Genomic DNA, 21,903 nt, shown 5'->3' on the forward strand with positions numbered 1-21,903 from the left:
GGCCCGGGCCGGGGGTGAGGTCGGCGAGAATGGGGGTCGACCGTCACCCGGCCTTAGGAGCTCCCCGCCATGCCCCGCACGTCCCTCTTCGCCTCGATCGTCGTCGTCCTCGCCCTGGCCGCCGCCGTGGTCTCCATGGTGCAGGGCAACTGGGTGGGCCTGGTCTGGATCCCGCTGGCCGGGGTGGCCAGCAACGTCCTCTGGCTGAACCTGCGCCGGGCGAAGCTGGCGAAGGCCGCCGCCGAGCGGGCCGGCACCTCCTGAACGGGGCCGGTCCTCCCGGCTAGTCCTTCCAGAAGGTGAACAGGTCGTGGCCGACCTGGGCGTACGCCCGGTCGACGCCGAGCAGGTCCATCACGCCGTAGACGGCCTCGAAGAAGTAGTGGTTCACCTCGGGCTGCCAGAGCAGCGCGAAGATCGCCAGCATCCCGTACGGGGCGAACGGCTCGACCGCCCGGCGGGCCTTGTGGGACAGCCAGGGCTCGATGATCCCGTAACCGTCCAGGCCCGGCACCGGCAGCAGGTTCAGCAGGGTCGCGCTGAGCTGCAGCATGCCGAGGAAGCCCAGCGCCAGCGCCAGCGGCGACACGCTCAGCTCGTAGCCGTTCCAGACCGCGTGCACCTCGCTGCCGTCCAGCCAGCCGGCCCCGACCGGGACCAGGATCAGCACCGCGGCGGCCAGGTTCACCAGCGGGCCGGCCGCCGAGATCAGGCTGTGCTTGAGCCGCCCGTTGATCCGGTGCCGCTCGATCCAGACCGCGCCGCCGGGCAGGCCGATGCCGCCGAGCAGCACGAAGACGATCGGCAGCACGAAGCTCAGCAGCGCGTTGGCGTACTTGAGCGGGTTGAGCGTGAGGTAGCCCTTGGCGCCGACGGTGATGTCGCCGCCGTGCAGCGCGGTGCGGGCATGGGCGTACTCGTGCAGGCAGAGCGAGACCATCCAGCCCGCCACCACGAACAGGAAGACCCCGAACCGGGCGTTGCCGTAGCCCGCGTAGACCGCCCAGCCGGAGGTCACGAGGGTCGCCAGCATCGCCCAGAACACCGGGCTGATCCGTCGGTCCTCGCTGCGCGAGCGCTGCGTTGCGGCGAAGGTCATGGCGTGGTCGCTCCGGGGGTCTGGGGTGCGGGCAGGGGACCGATCATGCCCGGCGGGCCCGTTGCCGGACAAGCCGTTCCCGGTGAACGTACGGCGCCCGGGCTCCGGTTCCGCACTCCGGGCCCGGTCGGCAAAACGTGTGCGTGGCACCACCGGCCATCGACCAGAATGGGCGGGTGCACTACGGCATCCTCGGCACCACCACGGCCCACCACGACGACGGCACGCCGGTCCCGCTCGGCGGTGCCCGGCTGCGGGCGCTGCTCGCCGCGCTGGTCCTGCGGCAGGGCCGGCCGGTGCCGGCCGACCTCCTGGTGGACGAGGTGTGGGACACCGATCCACCGCAGGACTCCTCCGCCGCGCTGCAGACCCTGGTCGGCCGGCTGCGCCGCACCATCGGCCGCGACCGGGTCGGCTCCGGCCCGGCCGGCTACTGGCTGACCGAGCCGAGGACGGACCTCGGCGACTTCCAGCGCCTCGCCGACGAGGGCCGCCGGGCGCTGGAGGGCGCCGACCACGCGCTGGCCGCCGAGCGGCTGGGCGCCGCCCTGGCGCTCTGGCGCGGCCCCGCCCTCGCCGACCTGCCCGACCGCGGCGGCCCCGCCGCCCGGCTGGAGGCCCAGCGGGACGAGGCCCGCCGGCACCGGATCACCGCCGACCTCGGCCTCGGCCGGGCCGCCGAGCTCACCGCCGAACTCACCGAGCTCTGCGAGCGGCAGCCGCTGGACGAGCACCTGCAGTACCTGATGGTCCGGGCCCTGCACGAGAGCGGTCGCACCGCCGAGGCGCTGCGCCACTACGAGCGGACCAGGCGCGCCCTGGCGGACGAGCTCGGCGTCGACCCGGGCCGTCGGCTCCAGGACCTCCACGCCGAGCTGCTGGCCCCGGTCGAGGCGCCCCGGCCGGCCGGCCGGCCGCCGGCGCGCGAGCAGACGCCGCCACCGGCGCCCCAGCCGCCCCGCGGCGCGGGCAACCTGCGCGGCCGGCTCACCAGTTTCGTCGGCCGTGAGGACGACCTCGGCGCGCTGCGCACCGCCCTGACCGGCAGCCGGCTGGTCACCCTGACCGGCCCCGGCGGCTCCGGCAAGACCAGGCTCTCGATCGAGGCCGGCCGCGCCGAGCAGGGCGCCGGCCGCTGGCCGGACGGCGTCTGGCTGGCCGAGCTCGCCCCGCTGGAGAGCCCGCAGGCCGTCCCGGCCGCGGTGGTCTCCGCGCTCGGCCTGCGCGAGACCGTGCTGCACACCGGCGGCAAGGTCGCCGAGGTGCTGGAGAGCCGGGCCGAGGACCCGGTCCGCCGGCTGGTCGAGTACTGCGGCCACCGCCGGATGCTGCTCGTCCTGGACAACTGCGAGCACCTGATCCAGGCCGCCGCCGACCTCACCGACCAGCTGCTCGCCGAGTGCCCCGGCCTCACCGTCCTCGCCACCAGCCGCGAACCGCTGGGCGTCCCCGGCGAGAGCGTCCTGCCGGTCGAGCCGTTGCCCGACCCGGTGGCGCTGCGCCTGCTCGCCGAGCGCGCCGCCGCGGCCCGGCCCGGCTTCGACCCGCAGAGCGACCCGGCCGCCTGCGCCGAGATCTGCCGCCGGCTGGACGGCCTGCCGCTCGCCATCGAACTGGCCGCCGCCCGGCTGCGGGTGATGACGGCCCGCCAGATCGCCGACCGCCTGGACGGCCGGTTCGCGCTGCTCACCGCCGGCAGCCGCACCCTGCTGCCGCGTCAGCAGACCCTGCGGGCGGTGGTCGACTGGAGCTGGGACCTCCTCGGCAAGCAGGAGCGGGCGGTGCTGCGCCGGCTCTCGGTCTTCTCCGGCGGCTGGCGCCTGGAGGACGCCGAGGCGGTCTGCGCCGACGAGGCCGAGGTGCCCCGCGAGGAGGTCGCCGACGTCCTGCTCTCGCTGGTCGACAAGTCGCTGCTGATGGCCGACCTGGGCGGCGAGGGCCTGCCGCGCTACCGGATGCTGGAGACCATCCACGAGTACGCCGTCGAGCGGCTGGCCGAGGCGGCCGAGCGGAGCGGGACGGAGCGCCGGCACATCGAGCACTTCCGCGAGCTGGTCCGCACCGCCGAGCTGCACCTGCACGGCCCGGAGCAGCTGGCCTGGCTGGCGGTGCTGGAGCGGGAGCAGGACAACATCCGGGCCGCGCTGCGGCGGGCGGTGGACGGCGGCGACGAGCACGAGGCGCTGGTCCTGGTGCTCGGCATGAGCTGGTACTGGTCGCTGCGCGGCTTCGGGCTGGAGGCCCGGGAGTGGTACGAGGCGGTGGGCGCGATCGGGCCGGACCCGTTCGGTCCGGGCACCCTGCCGGTGGAGCCGCTGGAGCGGCCGGTGCTGGAGTTCGGCATGCCGCTGCCGCCCGAGGTGGCGGCGGAGGCCCGCCGCGAGGTGGTGATGTACCGACTGGTCGGGCTCTTCGAGGGCAACCTGGACGTGCTGGGCGACCGCGAGGCGCTGCAGCTCGCCCAGCACCTGCTCGACGCCTACACCCCCGAGCTCCCGCAGGCCTACCGGTTCCCGGGCCTGATGCGGGTGTTCGGGGCCTTCCTGGCCGGCCGGATGGGGCAGATGGACGAGCTGCTGACCGATGCGGTGGAGGGCTGTCGCCGGCACGGCCGCGACAACGACCTGGCGTTCATCCTGCAGATCCGGGCCAAGATGCTGAACGACTGGCCCGGTGGACTGGAGCAGTCCGTCCTGGACGGCGAGGAGTCGCTGGAGCTGTTCCGGCGCTGCGGCGACCGCTGGGGGATGTCCCAGGCCTACGCGGCCCGCGGCGAGTCGATGGCCAACCAGGGCCGGGCCGAGGAGGCCGTCGCCGCCTACCGGCAGGCGATCGAGCTGGCCGAGCTGCTGGGCGCCCCGCAGGAGGTGCCGATGCTGAAGGTGCAGCTCGGCGGGGCGATGCTCGGCAGCGACCTCGCCGAGGGCGAGCGCTGCATCCGGGAGGCCCTGGCCGGGGTCGATCCGGGCGAGAGCCAGGCGGCCAACGGCGCGTTGCTCTTCGGGCGCCTGATCCTCTGCGGCATCCTCGCCCAGCGCGGCGAGTACGACGAAGCGCTGCGCCAGTTGGACGAGTTGAGCGCGCGCAGGGTGGGCGCCTTCGCCCCCGGCCTGGTGGACGGGATGCTGACGGTCACCCGGGGCTGGATCGCCGCCCTCGCCGGGGATCCGGAGTTCGGGCTCGGACTGCTGCACGAGGGGCGCCGGTTGCTGACCGACGTGCCGGAGGCGGCGAGCGGCCTCGCCGAGCGGATGTCGGTGATGCTGGTGCCCCCGGCGGTCGGTGTGCTGCGCTCCTTCGCCGAGCGCGACAACGACCTCGAAGCGGCCCGCCGGGCGGCCGTCCTGCTCGGCTCGTACGCCGGTCTGAACGGGCCGAAGGGCGGCTACCTGGACCGGGTCGAGGGCGAACGCGCCGAGACGAGCCTGCGCGCCCTGCTCGGTGCGGAGGCCTACGCCGCCGCCCACGCGCAGGGCGCCGGCCTGTCGATAACCCAGGCGGGCACCATGCTCGATCTGATGACCGACTGGCCGGCCGGCTGACCTCCGTCCCAGGGGTCTGCCGGCCGGCCGGATCACGGGGTGCGGGCGGTCAGGTCCGCTTGCGGAACCGGGCCACCGCGAGCGGCGCGAAGACCACGGTGATGCCGATCGACCAGCCCAGCACGATGAGCACCGGGTGGGCCACCGCGCCCTCGCCGTTGAGCAGCGCCCGGCAGGCGTCGGCGAGGGCCGAGAGCGGGTTGACGTCGGTGAAGGACTGCAGCCAGCCGGGCATGGTGCCGGTCGGGGCGAAGATCGAGCTGCCGAACTGCAGCGGCATCAGGACGAGCGTCGAGACCCCCTGGACGGCCTGGGCGCTCTTCAGCGCCAGGCCCAGCAGCATCGAGATCCAGACGATCGACATGCCGAACAGCAGCGACAGCCCGATCGCGGCCAGCAGCTCCAGCGGGCCGGTCTTCACCTCGAAGCCGAGGATCAGCGCGAAGCCGATCAGGATGGTGAAGGAGAGCAGCGCCCGGCAGGTCTCCGCGGCGATCTTGGAGATCAGCACGGAGGAGCGGCCGATCGGCAGCGTCCGGAACCGGTCCATCACCCCGGTCTGGAAGTCGCTGTTCAGGCCGGTGCCGACGGCCATCGCCAGGGTGATCCCGGTCTGCCCGAGCAGACCGGGGATCAGGTACTGCTTGTACCCGTCCTGTCCGACGGACATCGCGCCGCCGAAGACGTAGACGAAGAGCACGATGAAGATGATCGGCATCAGCACCGCGTCGAACATCGACTCCGGGTCCGCCTTGATCCGCATCAGGTTGCGGCGGGTCAGCGCGCCGATGTGCCGGAAGGCGCCGGTCAGGCCGATCCGGGTGTCCTCCGCCCGGGCGGGGGCGACGGTTGCGGTGGTCATGCGACGGGCTCCTTGACGAGGCTCGGGGCGGGGGCCGCGACGGTCGCGGTCTTGCCGGTGATGGCGAGGAAGACCTCGTCGAGGCTGGGCACCCGGGTGTCGATGCCGGCGAGCGCGAAGCCGCGGGTCCCGAGCACCCCGACCACGGCGGTCAGCTGCTCCTCGCCGGTGATCGGCACCGAGAGCAGCCCGGTGTCGGCGGAGACGGTGGCGTCGGCGATCCCGGTCTCGTGCAGGCAGCGGGCCATCTCGGGCAGTTCGGCCGGGTGCACCGGGCGGACCTGGAGGGTGCGGCCGCCGACCTGGGCCTTGAGTTCGGCGACCCCGCCGGAGGCGATCACCCGGCCCCGGTCGATCACGGTCAGCTCCTCGGCGAGCTGCTCGGCCTCCTCCATGTACTGGGTGGTGAGCAGCACCGTGGTGCCCTCGGCGACCATGCGCTGCACCTCGTCCCAGACCTCGTTGCGGGTGCGCGGGTCCAGGCCGGTGGTGGGCTCGTCCAGGTAGAGGACCCGGGGGCGGCCGATCATGCTGGCGGCCAGGTCGAGGCGCCGGCGCATCCCGCCGGAGTAGGTCTTGGCGACGCGCTTGCCGGCCTCGGTGAGCGAGAAGCGCTCCAGCAGCTCGGCGGCGCGGGCCTTGGCGTCCTTGCGGGAGAGGTCCAGCAGCCGGCCTATCAGGTAGAGGTTCTCGTAGCCGGAGAGCATCTCGTCGACGGAGGCGTACTGGCCGGTCAGGCCGATCGTGCGGCGCAGTTGCTTGGGCTGGCGCAGCACGTCGTAGCCGCCGACGAAGGCGGTGCCGGCGTCCGGCCTGATCAGGGTGGAGAGGATCCGCACCAGCGTGGTCTTGCCCGCGCCGTTGGGGCCGAGCACACCGAGGACGGTGCCTTCGCGGACGGTGAGGTCGACACCGTCGAGCGCCTTGGTCGCGCCGTAGTGCTTGACGATGCCGCGGACCTCGACGGCGTTGCCTGCGGCGGGCCCCCGGTCGTTCGGGGCAGTGGCGATTCGTGTCATGCCCCCAGGCTGTCCGACCCGGCTGTCGCGGTGCTGTCACCGGGCGACCGGCCCCGGGGGCCCGCTGTCATCGTGCTGTCGCGACGCTGTCGCGCCGCTCCCGGTGCCGCGGTCCGGGCCGCCGACGGGTACGGCACGGGCCCCGCTCCGGAGGGAACGGGGCCCGACGCCGGCGGTCAGTGGAAGGTGTGCTCCGGGGCGGGGAAGGCGCCGGACTGCACGTCGGCGGCGAACTCGCGGGCGGCCGCGCCGAGCACCGTCCGCAGGTCGGCGTACTGCTTGACGAACTTCGGCACCCGGCCGGCCGTCATGCCGGCCATGTCCGTCCAGACCAGCACCTGGGCGTCGGTGTCCACGCCCGCGCCGATGCCGACGGTCGGGATCGACAGCTGCTCGGTGACCTGGGCGGCCAGCTCGGCGGGGACGGCCTCCAGGACCACCGCGAAGGCGCCGGACTGCTGGACGGCCTTGGCGTCGCGCAGCAGCTGGTGCGCCGCCTCGTCGCCGCGGCCCTGGACGGGGTAGCCGCCGAGGGCGTGCACGGACTGCGGGGTGAGGCCGATGTGCGCCATCACCGGGATGCCGGCCTCGACCAGCAGCTCGATCGAGCGGGCGCTGCGCTCGCCGCCCTCCAGCTTGACCGCGCCGACCCCGGCCTCCTTCATCAGCCGGGCGGCGTTGTGCATCGCCTGCGCGGGGGACTCCTGGTAGGAGCCGAAGGGCAGGTCGGCGACGACCATCGCCCGCTTCGTGCCGCGGACGACGGCGGCGGCGAGCATCACCATCTGATCCATGGTCACCGGGACGGTGGTCTCGTAGCCGAGGTGGCAGTTGCCCGCCGAGTCGCCGACCAGCAGGACGGGGGTGCCGGCCTCGTCGAAGACGCCTGCGGTGAGGGCGTCGTAGGCGGTGAGCATCGACCACTTCTCGCCGCGCTGCTTGGCGGCGGCGAGATCGCGTACGGTGACGCGGCGGTTGGTGACCCCACCGTAGAGGGTGGCGGTCGACGCCTGGTTCTGGGCAGGCGAGGGCGAAGAAGCGTTCATCGAACAGGCTCCTGAAGGGTCGTCGTCTCGTGGCGCCGTGTGGCGTCCCCGGATCCCCTCCATGCTTGCACGCCCCGGCGCGGGCGCAAAGAGGCGTGCCCCGGCCGGGTTGCGATCTGCGGCACACCCGCTCCGGCCCCCGGCCCGGCCCCGCCTCGGCCCCCGTCCCGGCCCCCGCCTCGGCCCCCGTCCCGGGCCGTGCCGAGGCCCCGCCCTCCGCCCGGGTCCTTTGCCCGATCTTTACGAAACGGATTCGTCTCGTATCGAAAGTCGCGCTACGCTGACCCGGGGGTTACGAGACGCATGCGACTCGGAATTGCCGCCAGTGACACGCCACCACGGACGGGAAGACCGCAATGACCACCGCAGCCGCGCCACCTCGCGTGCCGGAAGCCATCCACCGCCGGCGCTGGGCGATCCTCTGCACCCTGGTGCTCGCCCTGCTCGTCGTCGTTCTGGACAACTCGATCCTGAACGTCGCGATGAAGACCATCGCGTCCCCGGCACCCACCGGGCTCGGCGCCAGCCAGAGCGACCTGGAATGGTCGATCAACTCGTACACCCTGGTCTTCGCCGGGCTGCTGTTCACGGCGGGCCTGCTCGGTGACCGGTTCGGCCGCAAGCGCGCCCTGCTGGCCGGCATGGTGGTCTTCGGCATAGCCTCGCTGCTCTCCGCGCTGGCCGCCTCGCCGGGTGAACTCATCGGCTATCGCGCGCTGATGGGGGTCGGCGGCGCGCTGGCGATGCCGGCCACGCTCGCCATCATCATGAACGTCTTCGAGCGCGCCGAGCAGCCCAAGGCGATCGGCATCTGGGCCGGCGCGGTCGGCCTCGCTATCGCGATCGGCCCGATCACCGGCGGCCTGCTGATCGAGCACTTCTGGTGGGGCTCGGTCTTCCTGATCAACGTCCCGATCGTGGTGATCGCCGTGATCGCGATGGTGCTGCTGGTGCCCGAGTCCAAGGACCCGAACCCGGGCCGGCTCGACCCGATCGGCGTGCTGCTCTCGATCATCGGTCTGGTCGCGCTGATCTTCGGCATCATCAAGGGCGGCGAGCTGGCGGACTTCACCTCCCCCGAGGCCTGGGGGCCGGTGCTGGTCGGCGTGGTCGCGCTGGTCGCCTTCGTCTGGTTCGAGCGCCGCACCGCACACCCGGCGCTGGACGTCACCTGGTTCCGCAACAAGGTGTTCAGCGCCTCCGTGGTCGTCGTCGGCGTGGTCTTCTTCGCGCTGATGGGCGTCTCCTTCTTCGGCGTCTTCTACACCCAGAGCGTGCGCGGCTACAGCGCGCTGCAGGCCGGTGTGCTGATGCTGCCGCTGGCCGCCGCCCAGCTGCTGTTCGCACCGCGGGCCCGGCTGGTGGTGGACCGCTTCGGCGTCCGCGCCACCTGCGCCGGCGGCATGGCGCTGATCGCGATCGGCTTCCTCGGGTACCTGCTGCTCGGCGTCGACACGCCGATCTGGGTGCTGGTGGTCCTCGGTCTGCTGATGGGCAGCGGCATGGCGCACGTGATGCCGCCGGTCACCGTCGCCATCATGGGCTCGCTGCCGCGCGAGAAGGCCGGTGCCGGTTCGGCCATCAACAACACCTTCCGCCAGGTCGGCGGCTCGCTCGGGGTCGCCGTGCTCGGCGCGGTGCTCTCCACCGTCTACCGCGACGGCATGGCCGACCAGCTGGACAAGCTGCCGACCGAGGCGCTGCGGGAGAAGGCTGGCGAGTCCCTGGAGGCCACCATGGCCGTCGCCGGCAAGCTCGGCCCGCAGGGCGCCGAGCTGATCGGCCCGGCCAACGCCTCCTTCATCGACGCCATGCACGTGGTGGCCGGCCTCTCGGCCGGCGTCACCGCGGTCGGCGCGCTGCTCGCCTGGTTCCTGCTCCCCGGCCGGGTCCCGGCGGGCGGCCCCGGCGGCGCGCCGGGTGGCGCGCCCGTCCCGGAGAAGGCGGCCGGACCCGTGCGGGAGACCGAGGCGGCCGACGCCTGACCGGTGGCAGCCGGCCGGACCCAGGCTGAGCCGCGGCTGAGCTGAGCGAGAATGGCCCCGGCCGCCCGGACCCGTCCGGGTGGCCGGGGCCACCGTGCGTACGGCGGCTTCCACCGGGCCGGAGCACGGACGACAATCGGAAGTGGAACGGCGCCGCGCGCCCGCGACCATCGAGGGAGAACAGCGGGGATGAAGACGGACACCACGGTCGCGCCGGACTGCGCCGGCCCGCGGCGGGGCCGCCCGCGCAGCGAGGCGGCCGAGCAGGCCATTTTCACCGCCGTCGAGGAACTCATGGCGACCGGCACCGGCCTGGCCGAGCTGACCATCGAGGGCATCGCCACCGCCGCCGGCGTCGGCAAGGCCACCATCTACCGGCGCTGGCCCAACAAGGAGGCGCTGCTGGTCGACATGGTCAGCAGGCTGGAGGCGCCCGTCCCGGAGAGCACCGGCGGCGCCGTCCGGGACGACCTGATCGCGATGGTCGAGTACATGCGCAAACGCGGCCTCGCCAAGCGCTCCCGCTGGGTGCTCAAGGCCGCGCTCAGCCAGATGCACAGCTGGCCCGAGCTGCACGCCGCCTACCGCGAACGGGTGATCACGCCGCGCCGGATGCTGGCGCGCGACCTGATCCGCCGGGGCATCGCCGAGGGCGTGCTCCGGGCCGACCTCGGCGAGGAACTCCTCGCCGACCTGCTGATCGGTCCGATCCTCACCCGCAGCATCCTGTGGGAGGAGTCCGACCTCGACGATCCCGAGCTGGCCACCCGGATGATCGACGCACTCCTCCAGGGCCTGGCCGGCCCGGCCGCCCGCGACTGACGGGCCCGGTACCGGAGCCGCCGCCGTGACCTCGTCCCGGCGTCCCCCGTCCTGCCCGTCCGGGTACCCGGGCGTGGCCTGGCTCACCAAACCGGGCCACGCCGGAACCCGCTCCACCGGGCCCGCGTCTGTCCCGGCATAGGCTGAGCCGGGAATCCGATCAAACCGGCACCAGTCCGGCACCGTGCCCGCTCTCCGGCGGCGCCGCGCGTCGGACCGGCAGACGGCACGAACGAACGGGAGCCACAGGATGGCGCAGGCGGACTGGACGGACCGGGCGGCACCGGCGGCGGGGGGCGGCGCCCCGGCCACCACCGGGGGCACCGGCACCGGCACCGGTACCGGCCCGGACGGCGCCGAGGGCTTCGGCGGCTTCGACGGTGCGGGCGGCTCCGGCGGCCCGGGGGCCGGATTCCTGGGGCTGCGCGGCTGGGGCCGGGACGCCCGGGGCAGCACCACCTGGCGGCGCGGTCTGCTGCTCGCCGCCCTCGCGCTGGCCACCGCGGCCCTGCTGGCCTTCCACGCCGAGGTGCCCAACACCGTCGGCAACCTCGGCAGCCTGCTGGAGACCTTCCTGCCCTGGCTCGGCCTGGCCGTCCCGCTCCTGCTGGTGCCCGCCCTGCTGCGCCGGTCCGCCACCGCGCTGATCGCGCTGCTGCTGCCCGTGGTGATCTGGTTCAACATGTTCGGCGGGCTGCTCAGCGACAAGAGCGGCGGCACCGGGGACTGGACGGTGGTCAGCCACAACGTGGCCGCCTCCAACACCGACCCGCAGCGCACCGTGAAGCTGCTGGAGGAGTCGGGCGCCCAGATCGTCGCGCTCCAGGAGCTGGCCGGGAAGCCGATGCGTGCCATCGAGACCGGGCTGGCCGACAGCTACCCGTACCACGCGGTGGAGGGCACGGTCGGGCTCTGGTCCAAGTACCCGATCAGCGGCGTCTCGGTGGTGAACATCAAGATGGGCTGGACCAGGGCCTTCCGCGCCCAGGTCACCACGCCGCAGGGCCCGGTCGCGGTGTACGTCGCGCACCTGCCGTCCGTCCGGCTGAAGGCCGAGGGCGGTTTCACCGTCGACCAGCGGGACGCCAGCGCCCAGGCGCTCGGCGACGCGATCCAGGCCGAGCCGCTGAAGAAGGTGCTGCTGCTCGGTGACCTCAACGGCACCATGAACGACCGCAGCCTCGCACCGATCACCTCGCAGATGCGCTCGGCCCAGGGCGCGGCCGGCGACGGCTTCGGCTTCAGCTGGCCGGCGTCCTTCCCGATGGCCCGGATCGACCAGATCATGAGCAAGGGCGGTCTGAAGCCCACCGACTCCCGCACCCTGGGCGAGGACGGCAGCGACCACCTCGCGGTCGCCGCCGCCTATCGCTACCAGGGGTGATCAGCCCCGGCGCCACCGGTTGGTGATCGGCAGCCGGCGGTCCCGGCCGAAGCCCTTGGCCGAGATCTTCGGGCCCGGCGGGTACTGCCGGCGCTTGTACTCGGCGGTGTCGACCAGCCGGACGACCCGGTCGACCACCGCGGGGTCGAAACCGGCCGCCACGATCGCGTCCCGGCCCTGGTCGCCCTCGACGTACAGGCTGAGCACGGTGTCCAGCAGGTCGTAGTCGGGCAGCGAGTCGGTGTCCACCTGGTCCGGCCGCAGCTCGGCGGAGGGCGGCTTGTCGATGGTGTGCTCCGGGATCGGCGCCGGCTCACCGCGCCGCCCGGCCTCCTCGTTGCGCCAGCGGGCGAGCCGGAAGACCAGCGACTTGTAGACGTCCTTGATCGGCCCGAACGCGCCGACCGAGTCGCCGTACAGGGTGGAGTAGCCGACCGCCAGCTCGCTCTTGTTGCCCGGCGCGAGCACGAGGTGCCCCTCCTGGTTGGAGATCGCCATCAGCAGCGTGCCGCGCAGCCGGGACTGCAGGTTCTCCTCGGCCAGGCCGGTCAGCTCGGTGGCCGCCAGGTAGGCGTCGAACATCGGGGCGATCGACACCGTCCGGAAGTGCAGGCCGGTCCGGCGGGCCAGCTCGGCGGCGTCGTCCCGGGAGTGCTGCGAGGAGTACCGGCTCGGCATCGAGACGCAGTGCACGTTCCCGGCGCCGACCGCGTCCACCGCGATGGCCGCCACCAGCGCGGAGTCGATGCCACCGGAGAGGCCGATCAGCACCGAGCGGAAGCCGTTCTTGCGCACGTACGCCTGCGTGCCGGAGACCAGCGCGGCCCAGATCTCGGCCTCGTCCGAGATCCTGGGCGCCACCTCGGCCCGGGCCGGGGTGGCGGGCGCGGGCAGCGGCTCGCCGCCCAGTTCGCAGCGGACCAGGTGCAGGCCGTCGGTGAGCAGCAGCCCGTCGGTGTGGTCGCCGGTGGCGGCCGGCAGGTCGAGGTCGAGCACGAGCAGGTGCTCCTCGAACTGCGGCGAACGGCCCAGCACCGCGCCGTCCGCGCCGACCACGACCGAGTCGCCGTCGAAGACCAGTTCGTCCTGGCCGCCGACCATGTTGACGTAGGCCAGCGGGCAGCCCGCCTCGGCGGCGCGCCGGCGGACCAGCTCCAGCCGGACGTCGTCCTTGTTCTGCTCGTACGGCGAGCCGTTGACGACCAGGAGCAGGCCGGCGTCGACCTCCCGGGCGGCGCTCACCCGGCCGCCGTCCTGCCAGATGTCCTCGCAGATCGCGAGCGCCACGTCCACCCCGTGCAGCCGCAGCACCGGCAGCTGGTCGCCGGGGACGAACCAGCGGTACTCGTCGAACACCCCGTAGTTGGGCAGGTGGTGCTTGGCGAACCGGGTGACCACCTCGCCGCGGTGCAGCACCGCGGCGCAGTTCTGCGGGGACCCGGCCGGCCGGCCGAACCGCGGCGAGGCCTGGTCGGACCGGCCGAGGTAGCCGACCACGACCGGCACCTCGCCCAGCCCCTCCCCGGCCAGCCGCGCGGCCAGCCCGACCAGCGCGGCGCGGGACGCCTCGACGAACGAGCGGCGCAGTGCGAGGTCCTCCACCGGGTACCCGGTCAGGGCCATCTCGGGGAAGGCGATCAGCCGGGCACCGGCCTCGACGGCCTGCGCGGTCCGGCGCACCACCTCGTCCGCGTTGCGGTCGACGTCACCGACCCAGGGGTCGATCTGGCACAGGGCGAGACGGAGATTGGGCATGCCACGAGTCTAATCGTCGATCTGACGCAATGTCCTGTCCGGGGGGTTGCCACTGCCTTCCGGGGCCGCGATCCGCCATGATGGGCTCAGTCGCTTTCGGGTGGTTTCCGGGCGTAACACGAACGTAAAGAGCAGAGGTGAGACTGTCCCCATGGGCAAGCAGCAGGAGTTCGTGCTCCGGACGCTCGAAGAGCGTGACATCCGTTTCGTCCGGCTGTGGTTCACCGACGTGCTCGGGTTCCTGAAGTCGGTCGCGGTGGCGCCGGCGGAGCTGGAGCAGGCCTTCGAGGAGGGCATCGGCTTCGACGGGTCGGCGATCGAGGGCTTCGCCCGGGTGTACGAGTCCGACATGATCGCCAAGCCGGACCCGACCACCTTCCAGATCCTGCCCTGGCGCTCGGAGACGCCGGGGACGGCCCGGATGTTCTGCGACATCCTGATGCCGGACGGCTCCCCGTCCTTCGCCGACCCGCGGTTCGTGCTGAAGCGCACCCTGGAGAGGGCCTCCGAGCTCGGGTTCACCTTCTACACCCACCCCGAGATCGAGTTCTTCCTGCTGAAGAACCTGCCCGGCGACGGCACCGCCCCGATCCCGGCCGATCAGTCCGGCTACTTCGACCACACGCCGCGCGGCGTGGGCCACGACTTCCGCCGCCAGGCGATCACCATGCTGGAGTCGATGGGCATCTCGGTGGAGTTCTCCCACCACGAGGGCGCGCCCGGGCAGCAGGAGATCGACCTGCGCTACGCCGACGCGCTCTCCACCGCCGACAACATCATGACCTTCCGCCTGGTCATGAAGGAGGTCGCGCTGGAGCAGGGCGTGCACGCCAGCTTCATGCCGAAGCCGTTCTCCGACCACCCCGGCTCGGGGATGCACACCCACCTCTCGCTCTTCGAGGGCGACCGCAACGCGTTCCACGAGTCCGGCGCGGAGTACCAGCTCTCCAAGGTCGGCCGCTCCTTCATCGCCGGCCTGCTGAAGTACGCCGCCGAGACGGCCGCCGTGACCAACCAGTGGGTGAACTCCTACAAGCGGATCTGGGGCGGCTCCCAGCGCACCGCCGGCGCCGGCGGCGAGGCGCCGTCGTACATCTGCTGGGGCCACAACAACCGCTCGGCGCTGATCCGCGTCCCGATGTACAAGCCCGGCAAGCAGGGCTCCACCCGGATCGAGGTCCGCTCGCTGGACACCGGCTGCAACCCCTACCTGGCCTACGCCGTCACCCTCGCCGCCGGCCTCAAGGGCATCGAGGAGGGCCTCGAACTCCCGCCCGGCGCGGACGACGACGTCTGGGCGCTCACCGACGCCGAGCGCCGGGCCCTGGGCATCCAGCCGATGCCGCAGAACCTCGGCGAGGCCATCGACCTGATGCAGCGCAGCGAGCTGGTCGCGGAGACCCTCGGCGAGCACGTGTTCGACTTCTTCCTCCGCAACAAGCGCCAGGAGTGGGAGGAGTACCGCTCCGAGGTCACCCCCTTCGAGCTGCGGAAGAACCTCCAGGTGCTCTGACGCCTGACGCCACGTCAAGGACCTTCGGGCCCGCCGTCGTTCGAATGGATGACGGCGGGCCCGCCGTTTGGGTTGCCGCGCTCACTGGTGGCGGTATGTGAGGGGATTGTGACGTTGGGTTGTGATCCGATAAGCGTGATCCAACCCTCCCCACCCCGAGAGGACCTCATGCCCTCCTCCACCGTCAGCCGTGCTGCCGCCACCCGCCTGCTCGCCCGCCGGATCGGCGTCGCGGGGGCGGCCTTCGCCGCCGTCGCGACCCAGCTGCTGGCCTCGCCGGTCGCCGACGCCCGCGGATCGGGCCCCAAGCAGCCCGAGCTTCGTGCCGACACCATCGTCCAGAACCCGCTGCCGTTCACCACGCGGTTCGAGGGCGACTTCCACGGGTCGGTCACCCGGATCAGCAACTCGCTGATGACCTGTGACGAGACCCAGCCGCCGGTCGACCCGGCCCAGCCCGCCTGCGTGGACGCCCGCACCGGGGCGGGCAGCCGGCCGATCAACAACAACTACCAGATGAAGTACATCAACATCGATCCCGGCTCCATCGGCCCGCTCGGCGACCCGATCTACTCCGCCAGCTCCGCCGACCTCGGCCTGCTGGAGGGCTCCGAGATCAAGTACGCCCGGCTCTACTGGGGCGGCACCCGCGGCATCGGCGACACGGTGCTGCCGGAGAGCCAGATCGACGAGATCTACCTGAAGCTCCCGGGCGACAACCAGTACACCAACATCGCCAACGACCAGCCCTCCATCGGCTACATCACCACCACCGAGGAGAGCAGCTACCAGGCCTCCGCCGACATCACCGACCTGGTCAAGCAGCACGGCAACGGCACCTACACCGCGGCCAACATGGACTCCGTGGTCAAGCCGCACAGCTGGGGCGGCTGGACGATCGTGGTGGCGTACGAGAACCCGTGCAAGCCGCTGCGCCACGTCCACGTGTGGGACGGCTTCCAGGTCGAGCTGCCGGACAGCCCGCCGCGCGAGTTCGACCTCACCGGGCTGAAGACCCCGGCCACCGGACCGGTCGCGGGCAAGCTCGGCTTCGTGGTCTACGACGGCGACCTGAAGTGGACCGGCGACACCCTCGCCATGAAGTCCACCAACGGCCCGGTGTCGCCCTTCCAGGACGTGAACCACGCGGTCAACGACTCGTTCAACTCCACCATCGAGGAGCTGTCGCCGGCCGACCAGTTCGCCCGCAACCCGTACAACCGCAACAACTTCGGCTACGACTCCAACCGGTGGGACATCTCGCCCTTCCTGCGCAACGGGGACACCGACATCTCCATCCGGTTCGACACCGACAAGGACGGCTACGACCTGGGCGTCTTCTACGCCTACGTGAACCTGGACGGCTCGCTGGAGGGCTGATCCGGCGTCACCGGCCGGCGCCGCTGCCGCACCACCCGCACCGGGTGGAGCGGCGGCGGCGCCGTCGTGTGCGCGGGGCGCCCGCGCAGGGCCCGCTCGCAGGGCCGCTCCACCCAGCGGTACAGCGCGCCGGCCACCAGCAGGCTCCCGGCGACCAGCAGCAGCCAGAGCGCCGCCGTCGCCGGCCCGGGCGCCGGCCGGCCGGCGACGGCGAGCCAGCAGCGGATGCCGATCTCGTGCACCAGGTACCAGGCGTAGGACCACTCGCCGAGCCGTACCGCCGCCCGGCCGGCCAGCAGCCGCGGTCCGCCGGACGGGGTGAGGTCACGCTGCGCGGCGGCCACCAGCAGCGCGGCGAACAGCGGTGCCGGGAACAGCTGGGACGCGCTGTAGGGGCCCCACCAGGCGGAGTCCGGCGCGGCCGCGTGCCACGGCACCAGCAGCAGGTGCCAGCCGGCCACCGCCGTCGCGGCGGCGGCGAGCGGGACACGGGGCAGCCGCCCGCGCCGGACGGCCAGCCCGGTGACCACCCCGAGGACGAACTGCGGGGTGCGGGTCAGCGGCAGGTAGTCCAGGAGCCAGCCGCGGACCGCCGGGTCGTCCGGGAGCAACGCGCCCGCCGCCCAGAGCGCCGGGCCGAGGACGGCGCACGCCGCGGCGAGCGGCGCCCACAGCCGCCGGCGCGGGGCCAGGGCGCGCAGCAGGAACGGGAAGAGCAGGTAGAACCAGGCCTCCGCGCCGAGCGACCAGGAGGCCGGGTTGCCGCCGAAGACCGTCTCCCGCACCCACGGGTGCACCAGCGGCAACGACCAGAGCGCCGCCGCCAGCGGCAGCGCCACGCCGATCGCGGCGTCCGCGCCGAGCGACACCGCCGTGCTGAGCGCGTGCAGCGGCCAGATCCGGGCGAACCGGCGGCGGACGAAGCGCCGCACGGTGGTCGGCACCCCGTCGTACGTCCAGGCCAGGACGAAGCCGGAGAGGACGAAGAAGAAGGTCACGCCGCTGCGGCCGTACCAGGCGAGCGGGCCGAGCAGCGGCACCTCGCCGACCTTGCGGGCGAGGTGGTAGAGCACCACCAGCAGCGCGGCCCAGAACCGCAGCCCGGTGAGCGAGGGCAGGCGGGTGGGCATCGGGCGCTCCGGGGCTCGGGCGGGGTCGGGCGGGCCGGGACCGGCTCGGACGGGGTCGGCGCCGGTCCAACGAGCCGGGGCCGATCCAGGACACGCCCCGGGCGCGGCGGCGCCGCCGCGCCCGGGACGCGCAGGGCGGAGCCCGGCCGCGTACCCTGCTGGAGGCGGGTCGGACCGGTCGGTCGCGAGCCGCGCGGGCCGGAGCCGGAGGGGCGATGACGGTGGAGGAGCAGCGGGCCGGGAGCCGGGTGAGCCGGCCGGAGATCAGGCTGGTCCGGCGCGGGTTCACCGACCCGGCGCAGGCCGTCCGGCTGCTCGCCGGGCCCGGCCTGGAGGGCTTGGCCGACGACCCGGTGCTGCTGGACGCGCTCGGGGCCACCGCCGACCCGGATCTCGCCCTGCTCGGCCTGGCCCGTCTGCTGGAGGGCTCCGACGAGACCGAGCGGCACACCCTGCGCGACACCCTCACCACCTCCAAGCCGCTGCGCGACCGGCTGCTCGGCGTGCTCGGCGCGTCCACCGCGCTCGCCGACCACCTGGCCCGGCACCCGCACGACTGGCACGCGCTGGTCACCTTCGAGCTGCGCGACATGCACCCCGGTCCGGAGGACTTCCGGCGCGCGCTGCGCCAGGGCGTGGCGGCGGACACCGCCGGCAGCCGGGCGGACGCGCTGCGGGTGTCCTACCGCCGCTGCCTGCTGGCCATCGCCGCCCGCGACCTCACCGGCACCACCGACCTCGCGCAGACCGCCGCCGAGCTGGCCGACCTCGCCGGCGCCACCCTGCAGACCGCGCTGGAGATCGCCGCCGAGGAGGATCCGGAGGCCGCCGGCGCCTGCCGCCTGGCCGTCGTCGGGATGGGCAAGTGCGGCGGGCGCGAGCTCAACTACGTCTCCGACGTGGACGTCATCTTCGTCGCCGAGCCGCAGGAGGGCGTCGACGAGCACGAGGCGCTCAAGGCCGCCACCCGGCTGGCCGCCGCGCTCACCCGGCTCTGCGCCGACACCACCGGTGAGGGCACCATCTGGCCGGTGGACGCCAACCTGCGCCCCGAGGGCCGCAACGGCCCGCTGGTCCGCACCCTGGCCAGCCACCAGGCCTACTACCAGCGCTGGGCCAAGACCTGGGAGTTCCAGGCGCTGCTCAAGGCCCGCCCGGTCGCCGGGGACACCGATCTCGGAGCCGCGTACCTGGCGGCGCTGGAGCCGATGGTCTGGCAGGCCGCCGCCCGCGAGAACTTCGTCACCGATGTGCAGCAGATGCGCCGCCGGGTGATCGACTCCATCCCCGTCACCGAACTGGACCGCCAGCTCAAGCTGGGCCCGGGCGGCCTGCGCGACGTCGAGTTCTCCGTCCAGCTGCTCCAGCTGGTGCACGGCCGCACCGACCCGGCGCTGCGCAGCGGCAACACCCTGGAGGCGCTCGCCGCGCTCTCCCGGGGCGGCTACGTGGGCCGGGCCGACGCCGCCTCGCTGGACACCGCCTACCGCTTCCTGCGCTCGCTGGAGCACCGGATCCAGCTGCACCGGCTGCGCCGCACCCACCTGATGCCCACCGGCGAGGAGGACCTGCGCCGGCTGGCCCGCTCGCTCGCCCCGCTGATCAACGACGACACCCGGGCCGACCCGGTCGCCGCCCTCCAGCGGGAGTGGAAGCGGCACGCCGTCGAGGTCCGCAGGCTGCACGAGAAGCTGTTCTACCGGCCCCTGCTGGACGCGGTCGCCGAGCTGCCGACCGGTGCGACCGGCCTCAGCCCGGACGCGGCCCGGGCCCGGCTGGAGGCGCTCGGCTACGCGGACCCGGCCGCCGCGCTGCGCCATCTGACCGCACTGGCCTCCGGGGTCAGCCGCAAGGCCGCCATCCAGCGGACCCTGCTGCCGGTGCTGCTCGGCTGGTTCGCCGACTCCGCCGACCCGGACGCCGGGCTGCTCAACTTCCGCCAGGTCTCCGACGCGCTCGGCCGCACCCCCTGGTACCTGCGGCTGCTGCGCGACGAGAGCGCCGCCGCCGAGCAGCTGGCCCGGGTCCTCTCGGCCGGCCGGCTCGCCCCCGACCTGCTGCTGCGCGCCCCCGAGGCGGTCGCCATGCTGGGCGACCCGCAGGGTCTGACGCCACGCGGCCGGCCCGCTCTGGAGCAGGAGATACTGGCCGCCGTCGGCCGGGCCGACTCGGCCGCCGCGGCCGTCGCCGCCGCCCGCTCGGTGCGGCGCCGGGAGCTGTTCCGGACCGCCGCCGCCGACGTCCTCGGGCGGCTCGGTGACGACCCGGCCGAGGCCCTGGACGCCGCGGGGGAGGCGCTCACCGCGCTCAACGCGGCCACCCTGCAGGGAGCGCTGCGCGCCTGCACCGCCGCCTGGGAGGCCCGGCACGGGGAGCTGCCGACCCGGATCGCGGTGATCGCGATGGGCCGGTTCGGCGGCCGCGAGCTCGGCTACGGCTCCGACGCCGACGTGCTCTTCGTCCACGAGCCGCTGCTCGGCTCGCTGGAGCAGGACGCCGCCCGGGCCGCCCAGGCGGTCTGCCACGAGCTGCGCACGCTGCTCTCCGGGCCGTCCACCGAGCCGCCGCTGGTGGTCGACGCCGATCTGCGCCCCGAGGGTCGCAACGGCCCGCTGGTGCGCACCCTCGCCTCGTACACGGCGTACTACCGGCGCTGGTCGCACGCCTGGGAGAGCCAGGCGCTGCTGCGCGCCGAGCCGGTGGCGGGCGACGCGGAGCTGGGGGAGCGGTTTCGGCAGCTGATCGACCCGCTGCGCTACCCGGGCTCGGGGGTGCCCGAGCGGGACGTGGTGGAGATCCGCCGGATCAAGGCCCGGATCGAGGCCGAGCGGCTGCCGCGCGGCGCCGACCCGACCACCCACACCAAGATCGGTCGGGGTGGGCTGGCCGACGTCGAGTGGACCGTCCAGCTCCTCCAGCTCCAGCACGGGCACGAGCTGCCGGCGCTGCGCACCACCCGGACCAGGCCCGCGCTGGCGGCCGCCGCCGGGGCCGGGCTGGTCGGGGCGGAGGACGCGGCGGTGCTGGACGCCGCCTGGGTGCTGGCCTCCCGGGTGCGCTCCGCGGTGATGCTGGTCCGTGGCCGGCCGGGGGACAGCTTCCCCGGGGACGCCCGGGAGCTGGCCGGCGTGGCCCGCTACCTCGGCTACGGTGCCGGGCACAGCGGCGAGCTGGTGGACGACTACCGGCGCACCACCCGGCGGGCCCGGGCGGTGGTGGAGCGGCTGTTCTACGGGTGAGCCCCGATTGCCCGGGTACGGCGTAGGCCCCGGGTGCGGGCGTAGGCCCCCGGGTACGGCGAAGGGCCCGCGGAACGCTCCGCGGGCCCTTCGCCGTACCGGTCGTTCAGCGCCGCCCGGCGCTCACCGCGGGCGCACTCCACTGCTCGGGCACGGTGATCGGTTCCTCCGCCGTCTCCCGGGCCGGGATCTTCGGCAGGCGGTAGACCCAGACGTGGTAGATCAGCCGGGCCGCGACGAAGCCGACCGAGAGGCAGACGACGCCGCCGACGGCGTCCATCCAGAAGTGGTTGGCGGTCGAGACGATCACCACCAGGGTGGCCACCGGATAGAGCAGGCCGAGCGCGCGGACCCAGGCCGCGCGGGCCAGGAAGAAGATGGTCAGACCGCACCAGAGCGACCAGCCGATGTGCATCGACGGCATCGCCGCGTACTGGTTGGAGACGTGGGTGGCCGGCCCGGACGCCATCGAACCCCAGGTGTTGTGGACCTTCAGGGTGTCGATGAAGCCGCCGTCCGTCATCAGCCGGGGCGGGGCCAGGGGGAAGAAGTAGAAGCCGACCAGGGCGATGCCGGTGGTGACGAACAGCACCGTGCGGGCCGCGACGTAGCGGCCCGGGTGCCGGCGGTAGAGCCAGACCAGGACGCCGATGGTCACGATGAAGTGCAGCGTCGCGTAGTAGTAGTTCATCCCGACGATCAGCCACGAGAGCTTGTCGACCGCGTGGTTCACCGAGCGCTCGACGGCGAAGCCGAGGCTCTGCTCGAAGTCCCAGATCAGGCTCGCGTGCCGCTGGGCTATCGCTTCCTGTTCGGGGACGGCGTTGCGGACGAGGGAGTAGACCCAGTAGCTGATCCCGATCAGCGCCAGCTCGAACCAGATCCGTGGCCGGGCCGGCGAACGGCGCTGGTCACGGAGGCGGCCGCGCAGTGCGGCCGAGCGGGACTGGGCGACGCGGGTGGCTCCGTCGGGCATCCGGCCGGAGGTGGCCGGGCCCGTTGCGGAACCGCCACCGTGCGCCGCACCGGCGCGCTCGGCGCCGGTCTGCTGGATCTCGGTCGGTTCCCCCATGGACGAGAAGTCTGCCAGACGTCCCGTAGCCGTCTGCTCATCCTCTGGAAGTGGA

General features: G+C 73.5%; 15 protein-coding genes. 8 read left to right on the forward strand and 7 right to left on the reverse strand.

Annotated features, from left to right (window positions below; translation table 11 throughout):
• Positions 1–69 precede the first annotated feature (69 nt).
• Positions 70–264: a hypothetical protein gene (locus ACFVYI_RS01035; protein ID WP_360642166.1), complete on the forward strand. Its 195-nt coding sequence runs from the start codon at positions 70–72 to the stop codon at positions 262–264.
• A 19-nt stretch (positions 265–283) separates the two neighbouring features.
• Here the strand turns inward: ACFVYI_RS01035 and ACFVYI_RS01040 are convergent, their stop codons facing one another.
• The gene (locus ACFVYI_RS01040; protein ID WP_387880029.1) at positions 284–1,099 is read right to left on the reverse strand and encodes a site-2 protease family protein; all 816 of its coding nucleotides are present in this window, start codon (positions 1,097–1,099) and stop codon (positions 284–286) included.
• Positions 1,100–1,275: 176 nt separating this feature from the next.
• On the opposite strand from ACFVYI_RS01040, the gene ACFVYI_RS01045 reads away from it, so the two are divergent.
• A complete protein-coding gene (locus tag ACFVYI_RS01045; protein WP_387880031.1) occupies positions 1,276–4,641 on the forward strand; it encodes an ATP-binding protein in 3,366 nt (1,121 codons plus the stop codon).
• A gap of 49 nt (positions 4,642–4,690) precedes the next feature.
• On the opposite strand, the gene ACFVYI_RS01050 is transcribed toward ACFVYI_RS01045, so the two are convergent.
• From ACFVYI_RS01050 to panB, 3 genes are all read right to left on the reverse strand, one after another.
• Positions 4,691–5,503, reverse strand: a complete 813-nt coding sequence (locus tag ACFVYI_RS01050; protein WP_387880034.1) for an ABC transporter permease — start codon at positions 5,501–5,503, stop codon at positions 4,691–4,693.
• On the reverse strand, positions 5,500–6,522 hold the full coding sequence (locus ACFVYI_RS01055) for an ATP-binding cassette domain-containing protein (protein WP_387880037.1): 1,023 nt from the start codon (positions 6,520–6,522) through the stop codon (positions 5,500–5,502). Before ACFVYI_RS01055 ends, ACFVYI_RS01050 begins: the two co-directional genes overlap by 4 nt.
• Positions 6,523–6,698: 176 nt before the next feature.
• Entirely contained in the window at positions 6,699–7,568 is an 870-nt protein-coding gene (panB, locus tag ACFVYI_RS01060) for a 3-methyl-2-oxobutanoate hydroxymethyltransferase (protein WP_387880039.1), read from the reverse strand.
• 356 nt (positions 7,569–7,924) lie between these two features.
• On the opposite strand from panB, the gene ACFVYI_RS01065 reads away from it, so the two are divergent.
• The 3 genes from ACFVYI_RS01065 to ACFVYI_RS01075 all read left to right on the forward strand — a co-directional run bounded on the left by ACFVYI_RS01065 (position 7,925) and on the right by ACFVYI_RS01075 (position 11,759).
• Positions 7,925–9,553: an MFS transporter gene (locus ACFVYI_RS01065; protein ID WP_387880042.1), complete on the forward strand. Its 1,629-nt coding sequence runs from the start codon at positions 7,925–7,927 to the stop codon at positions 9,551–9,553.
• Positions 9,554–9,742: 189 nt separating this feature from the next.
• Positions 9,743–10,375, forward strand: coding sequence for a TetR/AcrR family transcriptional regulator (locus tag ACFVYI_RS01070; protein WP_387880045.1), 633 nt, complete (start codon positions 9,743–9,745; stop codon positions 10,373–10,375).
• A gap of 250 nt (positions 10,376–10,625) precedes the next feature.
• Entirely contained in the window at positions 10,626–11,759 is a 1,134-nt protein-coding gene (locus ACFVYI_RS01075) for an endonuclease/exonuclease/phosphatase family protein (RefSeq protein WP_387880048.1), read from the forward strand.
• On the opposite strand, the gene ACFVYI_RS01080 is transcribed toward ACFVYI_RS01075, so the two are convergent.
• Positions 11,760–13,514: an NAD+ synthase gene (locus ACFVYI_RS01080; protein WP_387880050.1), complete on the reverse strand. Its 1,755-nt coding sequence runs from the start codon at positions 13,512–13,514 to the stop codon at positions 11,760–11,762.
• Between the two features lie 151 nt (positions 13,515–13,665).
• On the opposite strand from ACFVYI_RS01080, the gene ACFVYI_RS01085 reads away from it, so the two are divergent.
• Positions 13,666–15,027, forward strand: a complete 1,362-nt coding sequence (locus ACFVYI_RS01085) for a glutamine synthetase family protein (RefSeq protein WP_380576773.1) — start codon at positions 13,666–13,668, stop codon at positions 15,025–15,027.
• 168 nt (positions 15,028–15,195) lie between these two features.
• Positions 15,196–16,407 (forward strand): hypothetical protein, encoded by a 1,212-nt coding sequence (locus tag ACFVYI_RS01090; RefSeq protein WP_387880054.1) that lies wholly within the window; start codon positions 15,196–15,198, stop codon positions 16,405–16,407.
• Here ACFVYI_RS01090 and ACFVYI_RS01095 read toward each other — a convergent pair.
• Positions 16,374–17,537 (reverse strand): acyltransferase family protein, encoded by a 1,164-nt coding sequence (locus ACFVYI_RS01095; protein ID WP_387880057.1) that lies wholly within the window; start codon positions 17,535–17,537, stop codon positions 16,374–16,376. The two genes, ACFVYI_RS01090 and ACFVYI_RS01095, sit on opposite strands and share 34 nt — an antisense overlap.
• Before the next feature lie 215 nt (positions 17,538–17,752).
• Here ACFVYI_RS01095 and ACFVYI_RS01100 point away from each other — a divergent pair, with 215 nt between their 5' ends.
• On the forward strand, positions 17,753–20,776 hold the full coding sequence (locus tag ACFVYI_RS01100) for a bifunctional [glutamine synthetase] adenylyltransferase/[glutamine synthetase]-adenylyl-L-tyrosine phosphorylase (RefSeq protein WP_387880059.1): 3,024 nt from the start codon (positions 17,753–17,755) through the stop codon (positions 20,774–20,776).
• Positions 20,777–20,882: 106 nt separating this feature from the next.
• Here ACFVYI_RS01100 and ACFVYI_RS01105 read toward each other — a convergent pair whose 3' ends face one another.
• Positions 20,883–21,848, reverse strand: coding sequence for a phosphatase PAP2 family protein (locus ACFVYI_RS01105; RefSeq protein WP_387880060.1), 966 nt, complete (start codon positions 21,846–21,848; stop codon positions 20,883–20,885).
• Between the last annotated feature and the right edge of the window lie 55 nt (positions 21,849–21,903).

The organism is Kitasatospora sp. NPDC058218 (assembly GCF_042882445.1).
Classification (GTDB): Bacteria; Actinomycetota; Actinomycetes; order Streptomycetales; family Streptomycetaceae; genus Kitasatospora.